This window comes from Streptomyces sp. NPDC051133 (assembly GCF_040682635.1).
Lineage (GTDB): Bacteria > Actinomycetota > Actinomycetes > Streptomycetales > Streptomycetaceae > Streptomyces.
The window spans coordinates 71,625-85,888 of record NZ_JBFBBK010000012.1; the positions used below are offsets into that span (position 1 = coordinate 71,625).

General features: G+C 69.4%; 14 protein-coding genes and 1 tRNA gene. 7 read left to right on the top strand and 8 right to left on the bottom strand.

What is annotated here, in order from left to right; genetic code table 11:
- Window positions 1-64: 64 nt before the first annotated feature.
- Together AB0N17_RS14880 and AB0N17_RS14885 are read right to left on the bottom strand one after the other, a co-directional pair.
- Window positions 65-529 carry a RidA family protein gene (locus AB0N17_RS14880; RefSeq protein ID WP_366011709.1) on the bottom strand — a complete coding sequence of 155 codons (465 nt, stop codon included), beginning with the start codon at window positions 527-529 and terminating at the stop codon, window positions 65-67.
- Entirely contained in the window at window positions 526-687 is a 162-nt protein-coding gene (locus AB0N17_RS14885) for a DUF4177 domain-containing protein (protein WP_010986011.1), read from the bottom strand. The genes AB0N17_RS14880 and AB0N17_RS14885 overlap by 4 nt, the downstream gene beginning before the upstream one ends.
- A gap of 211 nt (window positions 688-898) precedes the next feature.
- Here AB0N17_RS14885 and AB0N17_RS14890 point away from each other — a divergent pair, with 211 nt between their 5' ends.
- Complete coding sequence (locus AB0N17_RS14890) at window positions 899-1,876, top strand: ArsA-related P-loop ATPase (RefSeq protein WP_366011710.1); 978 nt, start codon at window positions 899-901, stop codon at window positions 1,874-1,876.
- Window positions 1,873-3,222, top strand: a complete 1,350-nt coding sequence (locus AB0N17_RS14895) for an ArsA family ATPase (protein WP_366011711.1) — start codon at window positions 1,873-1,875, stop codon at window positions 3,220-3,222. The genes AB0N17_RS14890 and AB0N17_RS14895 overlap by 4 nt, the downstream gene beginning before the upstream one ends.
- Before the next feature lie 188 nt (window positions 3,223-3,410).
- Here AB0N17_RS14895 and wblA read toward each other — a convergent pair whose 3' ends face one another.
- Window positions 3,411-3,749 (bottom strand): transcriptional regulator WblA, encoded by a 339-nt coding sequence (gene wblA, locus AB0N17_RS14900; RefSeq protein ID WP_132856581.1) that lies wholly within the window; start codon window positions 3,747-3,749, stop codon window positions 3,411-3,413.
- Between the two features lie 518 nt (window positions 3,750-4,267).
- Between wblA and AB0N17_RS14905 the strand changes: the two genes are divergently transcribed.
- The gene (locus AB0N17_RS14905; RefSeq protein WP_366011712.1) at window positions 4,268-6,586 is read left to right on the top strand and encodes a transglycosylase domain-containing protein; all 2,319 of its coding nucleotides are present in this window, start codon (window positions 4,268-4,270) and stop codon (window positions 6,584-6,586) included.
- 207 nt (window positions 6,587-6,793) lie between these two features.
- On the opposite strand, the gene AB0N17_RS14910 is transcribed toward AB0N17_RS14905, so the two are convergent.
- Window positions 6,794-7,261: a GatB/YqeY domain-containing protein gene (locus AB0N17_RS14910; protein ID WP_366011713.1), complete on the bottom strand. Its 468-nt coding sequence runs from the start codon at window positions 7,259-7,261 to the stop codon at window positions 6,794-6,796.
- A 93-nt stretch (window positions 7,262-7,354) separates the two neighbouring features.
- Here AB0N17_RS14910 and AB0N17_RS14915 point away from each other — a divergent pair, with 93 nt between their 5' ends.
- The 3 genes from AB0N17_RS14915 to AB0N17_RS14925 all read left to right on the top strand — a co-directional run bounded on the left by AB0N17_RS14915 (window position 7,355) and on the right by AB0N17_RS14925 (window position 9,361).
- On the top strand, window positions 7,355-8,281 hold the full coding sequence (locus AB0N17_RS14915; protein WP_366011714.1) for a metallophosphoesterase: 927 nt from the start codon (window positions 7,355-7,357) through the stop codon (window positions 8,279-8,281).
- A gap of 181 nt (window positions 8,282-8,462) precedes the next feature.
- Window positions 8,463-9,221 carry a Pr6Pr family membrane protein gene (locus tag AB0N17_RS14920; RefSeq protein ID WP_366011715.1) on the top strand — a complete coding sequence of 253 codons (759 nt, stop codon included), beginning with the start codon at window positions 8,463-8,465 and terminating at the stop codon, window positions 9,219-9,221.
- Between the two features lie 66 nt (window positions 9,222-9,287).
- Window positions 9,288-9,361 (top strand) — tRNA-Pro (locus AB0N17_RS14925).
- A gap of 82 nt (window positions 9,362-9,443) precedes the next feature.
- Here the strand turns inward: AB0N17_RS14925 and AB0N17_RS14930 are convergent.
- From AB0N17_RS14930 to AB0N17_RS14945, 4 genes are all read right to left on the bottom strand, one after another.
- A complete protein-coding gene (locus AB0N17_RS14930) occupies window positions 9,444-9,620 on the bottom strand; it encodes a hypothetical protein (RefSeq protein WP_366011716.1) in 177 nt (58 codons plus the stop codon).
- Window positions 9,621-9,763: 143 nt separating this feature from the next.
- Window positions 9,764-11,020, bottom strand: a complete 1,257-nt coding sequence (locus AB0N17_RS14935) for a calcium-binding protein (protein WP_366011717.1) — start codon at window positions 11,018-11,020, stop codon at window positions 9,764-9,766.
- 305 nt (window positions 11,021-11,325) lie between these two features.
- Window positions 11,326-12,150: a DUF817 domain-containing protein gene (locus AB0N17_RS14940; RefSeq protein ID WP_366011718.1), complete on the bottom strand. Its 825-nt coding sequence runs from the start codon at window positions 12,148-12,150 to the stop codon at window positions 11,326-11,328.
- Window positions 12,151-12,797: 647 nt separating this feature from the next.
- Complete coding sequence (locus AB0N17_RS14945) at window positions 12,798-13,088, bottom strand: hypothetical protein (protein WP_366011719.1); 291 nt, start codon at window positions 13,086-13,088, stop codon at window positions 12,798-12,800.
- Between the two features lie 92 nt (window positions 13,089-13,180).
- Between AB0N17_RS14945 and AB0N17_RS14950 the strand changes: the two genes are divergently transcribed.
- Window positions 13,181-14,200 (top strand): LuxR C-terminal-related transcriptional regulator, encoded by a 1,020-nt coding sequence (locus tag AB0N17_RS14950; RefSeq protein ID WP_366011720.1) that lies wholly within the window; start codon window positions 13,181-13,183, stop codon window positions 14,198-14,200.
- Window positions 14,201-14,264: the final 64 nt, after the last annotated feature.

Below are 14,264 nucleotides of genomic sequence, written 5' to 3' on the forward strand. Positions count from 1 at the left end.
CGGAGGCTATCCCGTGTAGGGCGAATGTTCGAGAGGTACCCGAGGTCAGCGGGACGGCCGTGGGTTACGGGGCCAGCTCGACCTGGATCTCGACCTCGACCGGGGCATCCAGCGGCAGCACCGCGACGCCGACCGCGCTGCGGGCGTGCACGCCCTTGTCGCCGAGGACCTCGCCGAGCAGTTCGCTGGCGCCGTTGACGACACCGGGCTGCCCGGTGAAGTCGGCGGCGGAGGCCACGAAGCCCACGACCTTCACCACGCGCGCGATGCGGTCCAGGTCACCGGCGACGGACTTCACCGCGGCCAGCGCGTTCAGCGCGCACGTACGGGCCAGGTCCTTGGCCTCCTCGGCGGTGACCTCGGCGCCCACCTTGCCGGTGACCGGCAGCTTGCCCTCGACCATCGGCAGCTGGCCGGCGGTGTAGACGTACACACCGGACTGCACGGCCGGCTGGTAGGCCGCCAGCGGCGGGACGACCTCCGGCAGGGTCAGACCCAGTTCGGCCAGCTTGGCCTCGACCGCGCTCATGCCTGCCTCTCCCGCTTCAGGTAGGCCACGAGCTGCTCGGGGTTGTTCGGCCCGGGCACGACCTGGACGAGCTCCCAGCCGTCCTCGCCCCAGGTGTCCAGAATCTGCTTCGTGGCATGGACGAGCAGCGGCACGGTTGCGTATTCCCACTTGGTCATGGGGCCGACTGTAGCCGTTGTGGCCGGTGGGACCGGTCGCCGACCGTGACCGGCGGCGCCCGCGGTCCGGACGGCCGGCCGTGACGTGCGTCGTCCGCAGGTCCGACGGCCGGCCGCGACGTGGTTGTCCACAGGCCGGGCGGCCGACTGTGACCTGCGTTATCCACAGCCTCGCGCGTGCCCGTCGGCGGGACTGGTTAGGCTCGAAGGCGTGAGCAGGCTCCAGGTCGTCAGCGGCAAGGGCGGGACCGGAAAGACGACGGTCGCCGCCGCACTCGCGCTGGCCCTCGCCACCGAGGGGAAGCGGACGCTTCTCGTGGAGGTCGAGGGCCGGCAGGGCATCGCGCAGCTCTTCGAGACGGAGGCGCTGCCCTACGAGGAGAGGAAGATCGCGGTAGCACCAGGCGGCGGCGAGGTGTACGCCCTCGCCATAGACCCCGAACTGGCCCTTCTGGACTACCTCCAGATGTTCTACAAACTGGGCGGGGCGGGCAGAGCGCTGAAGAAGCTCGGCGCCATCGACTTCGCCACCACGATCGCCCCGGGAATCAGGGACGTCCTGCTGACCGGCAAGGCGTGCGAGGCGGTGCGCCGCAAGGACAAGAGCGGCCGCTTCGCCTACGACTACGTCGTCATGGACGCCCCGCCGACCGGCCGCATCACCCGCTTCCTGAACGTCAACGACGAGGTGGCGGGCCTCGCGAAGATCGGCCCGATACACAATCAGGCCCAGGCGGTGATGCGGGTGCTGAAGTCGCCGGAGACGGCGGTGCACCTGGTGACGCTGCTGGAGGAGATGCCCGTCCAGGAGACGGCCGACGGCATCGCCGAACTGCGCGCGGCCCGGCTGCCGGTGGGCCGGATCATCGTGAACATGGTCCGGCCGGAGGTGTTGGACGAGGCCGACCTGGAACTCGTACGGACCGTGGAGCGTTCCTCTGTCGCACAGGCGCTGTCGACGGCCGGGCTGGGCGGGGCCCGCCGGGGCGGCAACGCGGAGAAGCTGGTGGACCCGCTGCTGGAGCAGGCCGCGGAGTACGCCGAGCGGTACGCGCTGGAGCAGGAGCAGCGCGCGGTCCTCGGTGAGCTGGGCCTGCCCCTGGACGAACTGCCGCTGCTCGCCGAGGGCATGGACCTGGCGGGCCTGTACGAACTCGCCACCGAGCTGCGGAAGCAGGGGTTGTCATGAGTCCGGACCCGGCCGAGACGCCCGAGACGCCCGAGACGGCCGAGGGCCCCGAGAGGGCCCGCCGTCTCTCCCCCACGCGCGCGCTGGACATCGACGCGCTGCTGGACGACCCGGGGACCCGGATCGTGGTGTGCTGCGGCTCGGGCGGCGTCGGCAAGACGACGACCGCGGCGGCCCTGGGCCTCAGGGCCGCCGAGCGGGGCCGCAAGGTGGTCGTCCTGACCATCGACCCGGCCAAGCGGCTGGCCCAGTCGATGGGCATCGACTCGCTCGACAACGTCCCGCGGCGGGTGAAGGGCACCGAGGGCGACGGCGAACTGCACGCCATGATGCTCGACATGAAGCGCACCTTCGACGAGGTAGTGGAGGCGCACGCGGACCCCGAGCGGGCGGCCGTGATCCTGGCGAACCCCTTCTACCAGTCGCTCTCGGCGGGCTTCGCGGGCACGCAGGAGTACATGGCGATGGAGAAGCTGGGCCAGCTGCGCGCGAAGGACGAGTGGGACCTGATCGTGGTCGACACCCCGCCCTCCCGCTCCGCGCTGGACTTCCTGGACGCGCCCAAGCGGCTCGGATCCTTCCTGGACGGCCGGCTCATCCGCCTGCTGACCGCTCCCGCCAAGCTGGGCGGGCGCGCGGGCATGAAGTTCCTGAACGTCGGCATGTCGATGATGACCGGCACGCTGGGCAAGCTGCTGGGCGGCCAGCTGCTGAAGGACGTGCAGACGTTCGTGGCCGCGATGGACACCACCTTCGGCGGGTTCCGTACCCGCGCGGACGCCACGTACAAGCTGCTGCAGGCGCCCGGCACCGCGTTCCTGGTGGTGGCGGCCCCGGAGCGGGACGCGTTGCGCGAGGCCGCGTACTTCGTGGAGCGGCTGGCCGCGGAGAACATGCCGCTGGTCGGGCTGGTACTCAATCGGGTGCACGGAAGCGGCGCCGGCCGGCTGTCGGCCGAGCGGGCGCTCGCCGCCGCGGAAAATCTTGAGGACACCCGCATTGTGGATCAGGGGGACGGGAAAGCTGGACTTCGTAACTCTCCCGACACGTACGGCAGTTCACCAACTCCCGCATCCGAGGCCGCGACCGGTTCCGCCGCTCCCGAGGAAGGCTCCCCCGCCGACACGGAGCACTCGGTCGACCGGCTCACCGCGGGCCTGCTGAAACTGCATGCCGAGCGCATGCAGCTACTCTCCCGCGAGCAGCGCACACGCGACCGCTTCACCGCCCGTCACCCCGAGGTGGCGGTGGTCGACGTAGCCGCGCTCCCCGGCGACGTGCACGACCTGACGGGCCTGCGTGCCATCGGCACCCGGCTGGCAGCAGGGCGGACGGAGCCCGCGTAGGCGCTGCGGAGGCACACGGAAACCTGGACCCTTGTGCCACCTGCGCCACCCGTGCCGCAGGGGTGCGTACCGGCGGAGACGGAACCGCTCCCGGAGGACACCGGGGCACACCCCGTACACACGCGGCCCCGCGTACACATGCGGGCGGTGTGGCCGTGCCGTGTGACCTGGTCCGAGGGTGATGCCCCTCAGCTCACCGCCGCGTAGTTCTCGTACACCTCGTCACTGTCGAGGGGCACGATGCCCGTGCCACGCTCGTACTCCGAGCGGGCGGTTTCGAGCAGCCTGCGCCAGGAGGTCACGGTGGGCCGCCGGCGCAGCAGTGCGCGGCGCTCCCGCTCCGTCATGCCTCCCCACACGCCGAATTCGACGCGATTGTCCAGCGCATCGGCCAGGCATTCAGTGCGTACCGGACATCCGGTGCACACCGCCTTGGCCCTGTTCTGCGCTGCTCCCTGAACGAACAGTTCATCCGGATCGGTAGTGCGGCAGGCAGCCTGCGCACTCCAGTCGGTTACCCAGCCCATACCGGCGCCGTCCTCTCCCGAATCGAGGCTCCCCCACGGCGGCAGCGGCATATTCACCGCCGCCAGTTGAGGACGTTACGGAAGGTGGGCACAGCGCAACACCCCCTTCGGGCCCAATCTTGAATGGCCCGAACGGACTATGGGTAAACGGCAGATCACCCGGGGGAGTGAGCCGCCGACATATGCGACTCTCCCGGCAAAGCGGGATGGCTGTGGTGCACCACACCGGGCATCAAGTGACACACGAGGCGGATTCGGACGCGTTCCCCTCAGAAGCCGGGCACGTCACCGCAGAAAAACCGGGCCACGTCCGGAACGATTCGGGGTCGCCGGACGTATTGATACGTGACCGCACTGCTGTGACAGTTGAGAGCAGCTTAGGCCAAGGCCTGCGTGCGTGTCCGGGAAATGGAAACGTAGGCAGGTCAGGTCGCGCTGCCATCACGATCCGGCACCCGAACATCCCGAGGGGGAGCCGCTCCCTCGGATCGGTCGTCGGCACGGATTAGGCTGCCCCCATGCCAAAGAAGCGCTCGGGCGGTGGTCTGTCGCCAACGCAGCAGGCCGCCAAGTTCCTCGGTGTCAGTGTGCTCGCCGGAGCCGTGATGGCGGGTATCGCGCTGCCTGCGGCCGGCGCGCTGGGCCTCGCGGCCAAGGGATCGGTCAAGAGCTTCGACGAGATCCCGGCCAACCTGAAGAGTCCCCAGCTGAGCCAGCGCACGACGATCCTGGACAACCAGGGCAGGCAGATCGCGACCGTCTACTCCCGCGACCGTACGGTGGTCGACCTCAAGGACATGTCGCCGTACATGCAGAAGGCGATCGTCGCGATCGAGGACTCCCGCTTCTACAAGCACGGCGCGATCGACCTCAAGGGCGTGCTGCGCGCGCTCAACAAGAACGCGCAGAGCGGCGGCGTCGCCCAGGGCGCCTCCACGCTCACCCAGCAGCTGGTGAAGAACTACTTCATCGAGGAGGCCGGCGACGACCCGACGAAGGTCGCCGAGGCCACCCAGCAGACCCTCGGACGCAAGATCCGCGAGCTGAAGTACGCGATCCAGATCGAGGACAAGCTCGGCAAGAAGAAGATCCTCGAGAACTACCTGAACATCACCTTCTTCGGCGAGCAGGCGTACGGCGTCGAGGCTGCCGCCCAGCGCTACTTCTCCAAGCACGCCAAGGACCTGAACCTGCAGGAATCGGCGCTGCTGGCCGGCATCGTGCAGTCCCCGAGCCGTTACGACCCGGTCAACGACGAGGCGGAGGCCACGAAGCGGCGCAACACCGTGCTGCAGCGCATGGCCGAGGTCGGCGACATCTCCCAGAAGGAGGCCGAGCAGGCCAAGCAGAAGGCGCTCGGTCTGCACCCCAGCCGGCCCAAGAACGGCTGCATCACCGCGGTCAAGGGCGCGGGCTTCTTCTGCGACTACGTGCGCGACACGGTCCTGACCGACCCGGTCTTCGGCAAGACCAAGGAGGCGCGGGCGAAGCTCTGGAACCAGGGCGGCCTGACGATCCGTACGACGCTGGACCCGCAGGCCCAGCAGTCCGTGCAGAACTCCGTCAAGGACCACGTCTACAAGTCCGACGCCGTGGCCACGGCCGCCTCCATCGTCGAGCCCGGCACCGGCAAGATCCTCGCCATGGGCCAGTCCCGCCCGTACGGCTTCGGCCCGAACGAGACGCAGATCAACCTGTCCGTCAACCAGGACATGGGCGGCGGCGCCGGCTACCAGCCCGGTTCGACGTTCAAGCCGATCGTCGCGGCGGCCGCGATCGAGGGCGGCAAGTCTCCGGCGCAGGAGTACTCCTCGCCGTACCAGATGCCGTACCCGAGCCCGGTCACCGCGTGCAACGGCAGGACCTGGCGCAACGACCCGCGCAAGCCCGCCAAGCTGACGAACGAGAACGAGTCGGAGCACGGCCCGTACGGCATGAAGGAGGCGACCGCCAAGTCGGTCAACACCTACTACGTGCAGCTGATCAGCGACATCGGCATCTGCCCGGTCATCGACATGGCGAAGAAGATGGGCGTGGCGCGCGCGGACGGCCGCAAGATCGACCAGGCCCCCTCGATCGCGCTGGGCACCCAGGAGATGTCCCCGCTGACGATGGCGAGCGCGTACGCCACCTTCGCCTCGCGCGGTACGTACTGCACCCCGGTCGCCATCGAGTCGATCACCCGGAGGGTCGGCAGCGAGGTGCGGTCCCTGGGGGTGCCGAAGTCCACCTGCTCGCGCGCGATGTCGGAGAAGACCGCGGACACCGTCAGCACGCTCCTGAAGGGCGTGGTCGAGGACGGCACGGGTCAGGAGGCCGGCCTCGACGACCGGCCGAGCGCGGGCAAGACCGGTACGACGGACGAGCGCTTCGCGGCCTGGTTCGTCGGTTACACCCCGAACATGGCGGGCGCGGTGTGGGTCGGCGACCCGCAGCACAAGCGCAAGATGATCAACATCTCCATCGGCGGTGTCCCGCACGACAAGGTGTTCGGTGGTGAGGTCCCCGGCCCGATCTGGCGCGACATGATGAACGGCGCCCTGGAGGGCAAGCCCGTGGAGGACTTCAACCTGGTCGACATCCCCGACGACAACTCCGGGGACGGCCAGGGAAAAGGCCGAGGGGGGGACAACGGGGACACGACGGGTCAGGTGATCGGGGGACTGATCGGCGGACTGACGGACGGGGGCACCACTGACGGCGGCACCACGGGTGACGCCGGTGGCACCACGGGTGGCACGGTCCCCGCGCCGACGTTCTCCCTCCCCGGGAACTTCATCCAGGGCCAGGGCAACGGCGGTCTCCCCGGCCACGGGAACGGGGGCCGGCGGGGCTAGCGCCCGGCCACCCCGTACGCACGGACGTTGAACGCCGGACGCCGGACGCCGGACGCCGGACGCCGGACGTACGACAGCGGGGCCGCGCTCTTCGTGAGAGGAGCGCGGCCCCGCCGCCGTATCGCTGCGTGGATCTTTATGGATCCCTGTGGATCCCTGCGTGGGTCCTGTGGATCCCTGCATGGGTCCCTGTGGATCCCTGCGCGGTCAGCCCTGAAGCAGCTTCTTCACCGCGGCGGCGACCCGGCCGCCCTCGGCCTGACCGGCCACCTTCGGGTTCACGATCTTCATGACGGCACCCATGGCCCGCGGCCCCTCGGCACCGGCCGCCTTCGCCTCCTCGACGGCCTGGGCGACGATCGCGTTCAGCTCGTCGTCGGACAGCTGCTTGGGCAGGTACTCGGCGAGCACCTCGCCCTCCGCCTTCTCCCGCTCGGCCGACTCGGCACGACCACCCAGCGCGAAGGCATCGGCTGCCTCACGGCGCTTCTTCGCCTCACGGGTGATCACCTTGAGGACCTCGTCGTCGGAGAGCTCCCGCTTCTCCTTGCCCGCGACCTCCTCCTTGGTGATCGCGGCGAGCGTCAGCCGGAGCGTCGAGGAGCGGAGCTCGTCGCGCTCCTTGATCGCGGCGTTGAGGTCGTCGTGCAGCTTCGACTTGAGCGTGGTGGTCATGGGAACGATTGTCGCAGGTGCGGCACCGCGAACGCCCGTTGATTTAGAAGCCGCGCGGTCTCGGCGGCTCTCGGGGTCTGACACGATGGTCGTATGCGCGCGCGATACGGAGTACCCCTGGGAATCATGGCGGCAGGCGCCGCCGGGCTGGCGTACGCGGCGGGCTTCGAGGCCCGCTCCTTCCGCCTGCGACGGGTGACGGTCCCGGTCCTGCCGCCCGGCATGCGGCCCCTGCGCATGCTCCAGGTCTCCGACATCCACATGGTGAGCGGCCAGCGCAAGAAGCAGCGCTGGCTGCAGGCGCTGGCGGGCCTGCGCCCCGACTTCGTGATCAACACGGGCGACAACCTGTCGGACCCGGAGGGCGTGCCGGAGGTCCTGGACGCCCTCGGTCCCCTGATGGAGTTCCCCGGCGCCTACGTCTTCGGCTCCAACGACTACTACGGCCCCAAACTCCGCAACCCCGCTCGCTACTTGCTGGAGAAGACGAGCGGCCGTCACGGCCTGAACGGCAACCCGCCGGCCGTCGGCGCCGTCCACAACCCGTGGGAGGACCTGCGCGACGGCTTCGACGCGGCGGGCTGGCTGAACCTGACGAACACGCGGGGCGTGCTGAAGGTCGAGGGCGTGTCGATCGAGCTGACCGGCCTGGACGACCCGCACATCAAGCGCGACCGCTACGCCCGGGTCGCGGGCGGCCCGACGGGGTCGTACGACTTCTCCATGGGCGTGGTCCACGCCCCGTACCTGCGCACCCTGGACGCCTTCACGGCGGACGGCTACCCCCTGGTCCTGGCCGGCCACACGCACGGCGGCCAGCTCTGCATCCCCTTCTACGGCGCCCTGGTCACCAACTGCGACCTGGACACGGAGCGGGTGAAGGGCCTCTCCACCCACACGGCCGAGGGCCGCACGTCCTACCTCCACGTCTCAGCGGGCTGCGGCACCAACCGCTACACCCCGGTCCGCTTCGCCTGCCCTCCGGAGGCGACGCTGCTGACGTTGGTGGAGCGGGAGTAAAGGGGCGGACGGGCAGACGAGAGGGCGCGCCGCCGGGACCGCCGGGCACCGCAGACCACCGGGTCCGGAAGGCGAGCCCCGGCCGGGCACGGAGCGCCGGCACCGGGAGACCGCCGGGCGCCGTCACCCACCCGGGCTACTCCACATGGCCCCCACCCTCACCCCTTCCTAGCGTGAGGGCATGACCGCCCCGATACCCAGGGACATCCCGGACCTGCCCGCGGTCCCGGGCCCGCCCCTGCTGCTGCCCTCCCCGGTCCCGGCCGCGGCGGTGGTGCCCCCGGTCCGCCGCCCCCTCACCGCCGTCTTCCGCCTGCTGACCGCGCTGGCCGCGGTGGCCGGCATCGCGCTGGAGCTCCTCCTGGCCACCCCGGCCAGGATGCTGAGCTACTTCAGCGTCCAGACGAGCATCCTGCTGGCCGTGGTCATGTTCCTGTCGGCCAACAGAGCCCGGCGGGCGCGCCGCCCGCTGCCGTCCGCCGTAACAGGCGCCACACTCCTGTACGCGGTGATCAGCGCGCTGGTGTACCACCTGCTTCTGGCCCACACGACGCCCCCGTTCTCGATGACCGGCGCCACGACGCCCCCGGAGCGCTGGCACGCCCAGTGGGCGGCCCTCCAGGTGCTCCACACGCTGGTCCCGACGGCGGTCGTGCTGGACTGGCTGCTGCTCACCCCCGCCGCCCGCCTGCACCTGCGCCAGGCAGCGACCTGGATGGTCTACCCCCTGGCCTACCTGGCCTTCACCCTCGGCCGAGCGGCCGTCCTCGGCCCATCCGACGCGGCCCGCTACCTCTACCCCTTCCTGGACGTGGCCGCCCACGGCTACCGCAGCGCCCTGGCCAACGCTCTCCTCCTGGGCCTCGCGATGTACGCCCTGGCCCTCCTCCTCGTCGTCCTGGACCACGTCCGCCCGACCCCGACCCGCCGCCCCCTCTGAACCGGATTTCGTCTACGGCCACCGGTGGGCTAAAGTAAACGACGTCGCCGCGACAAGCAGCGACATCGGGGTGTAGCGCAGCTTGGCAGCGCGCTTCGTTCGGGACGAAGAGGTCGTGGGTTCAAATCCCGCCACCCCGACACAGGTCAGAGGCCGCATACGAGTTTTCGTATGCGGCTTCTGTCGTGTTCGTGGGCCAAACAGGGGGCCAAAGGATTTCGATCAAGCTTCGCAGGCGGCCGCCTCGCGCCGCTGGGCGAAGATCACGTCCATGGCTTCGGCCTTGTCCCTGCGCTGAGCGTGCTCGATGGAGCGGCGCAGGGTGACGAGCAGGTCGTGGAGACTGTGCGTCGCGAGGGATTCGGCCCGGTCGTCCAGCCAGTCATCGACGGCGTCCACGCTGAGGCCTTCAGCTCTGTGGAGCGAGTAGCCGTGGGTTCGAACTCCACGTCCGGCCGTGTGGTTGAACGGCCCCTGACCGGCTGAACCGGTCAGGGGCCGTTCTTGTGTGCGCTGTCCGTCAGACCACCGTGACGGAGGGATCAGCAGCCGGGGCCGGTGGCGGGGTTGGTGCAGGTGTTGTGGCCGGGACCGCCGTCGTTGGTGTTGGTGCCGGTGCCGCCGTTCAGGGTGTCGTTGCCGTTGTTGCCCAGAAGGGTGTCGTTGCCGGCGCCGCCGTTGATCTGGTCGTTGCCGTCACCACCGATGAGGGTGTCGTCGTTGTCGTCGCCGTTGATGGTGTCGTTGCCGGTGCCGCCTTCGATGCGGTCGTTGCCGGCGTTGCCGCTGAGCGTGTCGTTCCCCGGGCCGCCGCAGATGAGGTCATTGCCTCCGGCGCCGTTGACGACATCGTTACCGCCGAGCGCGAAGATCACGTCGTTGCCGGGGGTGCCGGTCAGGCGGTCGTTTCCGTTCGTGCCCGTGATGGTGGGTGTGGCGGTCGCGCAGTTCGCGGGGGGCACCTCGTAGGTGATGGTCAGCTGCGCCGGCCCGGACGCGGGTCCGGAACTACCGCCTGAGGGGACGAAGTTCGACCCGCCACCGCCACCACCGGGCCCGTAGGCGATGGGAAGGGGCGGGCCGTCGATTTCGTTGCAGCCTCCGCCGCCTCCGCCGCCGAACCAACCGGCACCTCCGCCACCTCCGCCGAAGGCGCCACCGCCCTCACCGCCGGCACCGCCCTGGCCCATGGTGCCGGAGGTACCGCCGGCCGGACAGACGGCTCCTCCGGCTCCGCCGGCTGTCTGAGTGCCGCCACCGCCACCCTTGCCGCTGTTCAGTCTGTCGCCGCCGGGCTCTCCGGTGTCTCCGGCAGCGCCGCCCTTGGCCTCGGGGACGCTGAATCCGAGGAAACCGCTGCCTCCTCCTCCGCCACCGGCGGCGACGATGAGGCGGGGGTCGGTGCCGGGGACGCCGGTCAGCACGCAACCGGCGTCCGCCGAACTGCACGTGCGCAGGTCGCTGGAACCACCGCCGGAGCCGCCCGGGATGAAGACCGGGCTACCGCCGCCACCGGTGTTCACGTTGACGTAGAGGGTGCTGCCGGGCGTCACGGTGACCGTGCCGCTGACGGTGGCGCCTGCCCCGCCCGCGCCGCCGTTGGACCCGTTGTGACCTGCGGCCCCGGTGGCTGTGACGGTCAGTTGGGTCACGCCGGCCGGGACGGTGAACGGCTGGTCGGCGCCTGCGGTGAAGGTGTCGGTGATGGGTGCTGCCGCGGCGGACGTCGCCGTGGGCAGCACCAGCGCTGCCGCCGGGAGCACGGCGGTGGCGAGCAGCAGACCGGCGCGCCGCGCCACACCACGTGACCGCCCACCCCCCGCACCCCGTCGTTACCTCACCGCACGCAGCGGAGCCAGTCCCACCATCACCACTCCTCGTCGAACGGCCCGCGCCACCCACCCGGAGTGCGCCACGGGCGCCGGCTGATCCATCCGGCCCCACATCCGGGACCGCGCGACGATCAAGCCACGCCCGTCATGACATGGCCCCGGGGACACACCGCCACTCAAACCGTTGTCCACCGACCAGCCGCACCCCCGCATGCTTCCTCTCCACCGGCCCGGCACGATGCGAACGAGGCGGAAGCGAGGCCTTCGGCCCGTCAGGCCTTGGCCCGGTGGATCGGTTGCCCAGGTCGTTGGGCCGTGCTCGGCCGGACGGCGGCCACCAGGACGACCGTGATGCTGATCAGCAGGGACCAGGCGCCGAACTTCTCGACGCTGACCGGCTGCCAGCCGTGGAGCTGGTAGGGGTAACGCCACGCGCCCACATAGGTGGCGAGGTTCTCCGCCACCCACAGGAAGAAGCCGATCAGGACGAACGACAACGCCAGCGGCATGTGGCGGCGTACTCCGCGCACCGTGAACCGCGCGGAGGTGCCCGCGGTGACGGCCACCAGCAGTCCGGCCAACGGCCAGCGCGCATCGGGCAGCCAATGATGGCTGAAGAAGTTGAGGTAGATGGCCGCGGCCACCGCCGCTGTCGCCCTGGGCCGGTAGCGGGTCAGTTCGAGGTCGAAGAGATGCCAGGCCCGGCAGATGTAGCTGCCGACGGCCGCGTAGAGGAACCCTCCGTACAGCGGTACGCCGGCGAACTTCAGCACGGCCGGCTCCGGGTAGCTCCACGAGCCGAGGGACACCTTCACCAGCTCGAAAGCCAGGCCGATGACGTGGCAGACGGTGATGACAGCGATATCCCGCCCGCTCTCCCAGCCGCGCAGCCAGAACAGCATGGTGAGCAGCACGCCGTAGACCACGAGCAGGTCGTACCGGGCCACCGGCAGGCCGGGCAGCAGGGTGGACACCGCCACACCGGACAGAAGGGCGATGGCGAATGCGCAGGCTCGGGTCTGCGTCCAGGCGAAATCGAGCAGTTGGCGAACCGATGAGGTCAGGGGGCCGGTGAAGTATGCGCTGACGCTGAACATGTTGCACGGAGGACGAGTGTCCGCGCAGGGACGGTTCCAGTGGGCCCGCATGAGGTGCTGTCCGGTCGCGGGAAGCTCTCCGTGCGCGTCTCCCGCGGGTGCGGCAAGCACCAGTGGGCGTCCACCGCGACGCGAGGTCCAGGGCACTAACATGCGGCTGCATGGGTCAGGTACCGCGTGACGAAATCCGTCCGCTACGCGCAGACGAGTGGCGTGAGGTGAAGGCGCTGCGGCTGTCGGCGCTGCGGGATCCGGCGGCTCCGGTCGCCTTCCCCGAGACGTACGAACAGGCCGCCGCGGAGCCGGATTCCTTCTGGCGGAAGAGCGGGCCGGGAACGCGGCCGGCGGGGCACGGGCGCGTCAGTTCGCGGCCCAGGGCCGGGACGGGTCCTGGAGCGGCACGGTCGAGGTTCTGCCGGCGATTCGGATTCCGCCGCTCAGGAGAGCCCGCCTCCGTGCAGGGCGATCCCTCCAGGGTGGAACGCGAAAGGGTGCTCGCCAGACCCTGAATAGAGAAAATGACGGCCCGGACCGCGCGCAAGGATGATTTATCACCTTATTCGACGGTTCGGACAAACTGTAGAATGACGGGTACCGCAACGGATTCGAGCCGGACCCCGGGGAATCACCCGGCCACCTGGGAGGAGCTAGGGAGCCTTGCATTCCACACGCCAGCCCTCCGCGAAACCAAGGACTTCCCCGCGAAGAACATCGGCTATGTGCCGGGTCTGCAGCAGCGCCTCTCCGGGTGTTGCCGAGTTGAAGAAGAGGATGATGTCTAAGCCATTTGCGGCGGGCTGTGAATAAGCGTGCTGAAGATTACCGAGCAAGTTCCCCTTCAGGAACTCCATGACGCATGAGCGGACTCGAACTCTCTCTTCTTCCCGGGCGACTGCCGGCTCTTCGACTCGATTCACCATCAGTACGGTTGCATGCATGGAGATATCGTCTCGCATTTCTCGCGTACGGGGCCAGTTCGCCAGCCAGACGGTACAACAAATGACTGAAATAGGTGTTAGGGGGGATACTAATGACTGAGACTGTTCCCGAGGAAGGGGCGCAGGCCTCTCTTTCGTGTCTGGGCATCGGTAACCTTGCCGAGCTGGTTTACCGCGCCATGATCAGAAACCATCAGTGGGGGGTCTCCGACCTGGCCGGCGAGCTGGGGCTCACCGAGGACGAAGTCCGGCAGGGACTGGACGAGCTCGCCGCCACGGCGTTGGTCCGGCCGTCCTGGGAGGATCCGGCGGCCATCGTCGCCGTGAAGCCCAGCATCGCGCTGGGCGGCCTCATCTCGGCACAGCAGCAAGAACTTCTGGACCGGCAGAAGAAACTGGAGGAAGGCCGCGCGGCGGTCGCCGACCTCGTCGCCGAGTTCGAACGTGAGCGAGCGGGTTACGGCGGCGGCAGCGTCGAATACCTCCACGGCCTCGATTCCGTCCGGATGTTCCTCGAGGAGGTCTCGAACGAGGCCCGTTCCGAAGTGCTCGCGCTGATACCGAGAGCCGCGCTCACCATGGAGAGCATGGAGGCCAGCAAGGCGCTCGACGAGAAGATCGTGAAGCGCGGGGTCACGATCCGGACCGTGTATCTGGACAGTGTCCGTAATCATCTCCCCACCCGCCGGTACGCGGCCTGGCTGAATGAGTTCGGCGGCGAAGTGCGCACATTCCCTGTGCTGCCGATGCGCGTCATCATCATCGATCAGAACCTTGCCGTTCTTCCTATTGACCCGAAAAACTCTGCCAAGGGTGCTCTGGTGGTGCGCGAGCCCAGCGTCGTCGTCGCTCTGCTGGCGTTCTACGGGAGGATCTGGGAATCGGCGCGACCGCTGGGAGCGGTCGAGCGGCCGGACGACGACGGACCCAGCACCCTGGAGCGGGAGCTGCTCCGCCTGCTCGCCTCCGGGATGACCGACGAAGCGGCGGGCAAACAGCTGGCGATCTCCGTCCGCAGTGTCCGCCGGCTGATGTCCGACATCACGGCCCGTCTGGGGGCACGCAGCCGTTTCGAGGCGGGCGTCAGGGCGAGCGAGCGCGGCTGGATCTGACCGGACCGGGGGTTCCCCGGCCCAGGAGGGTTCGCACCACCCACCGCCGGGCCGGGGCACGGCC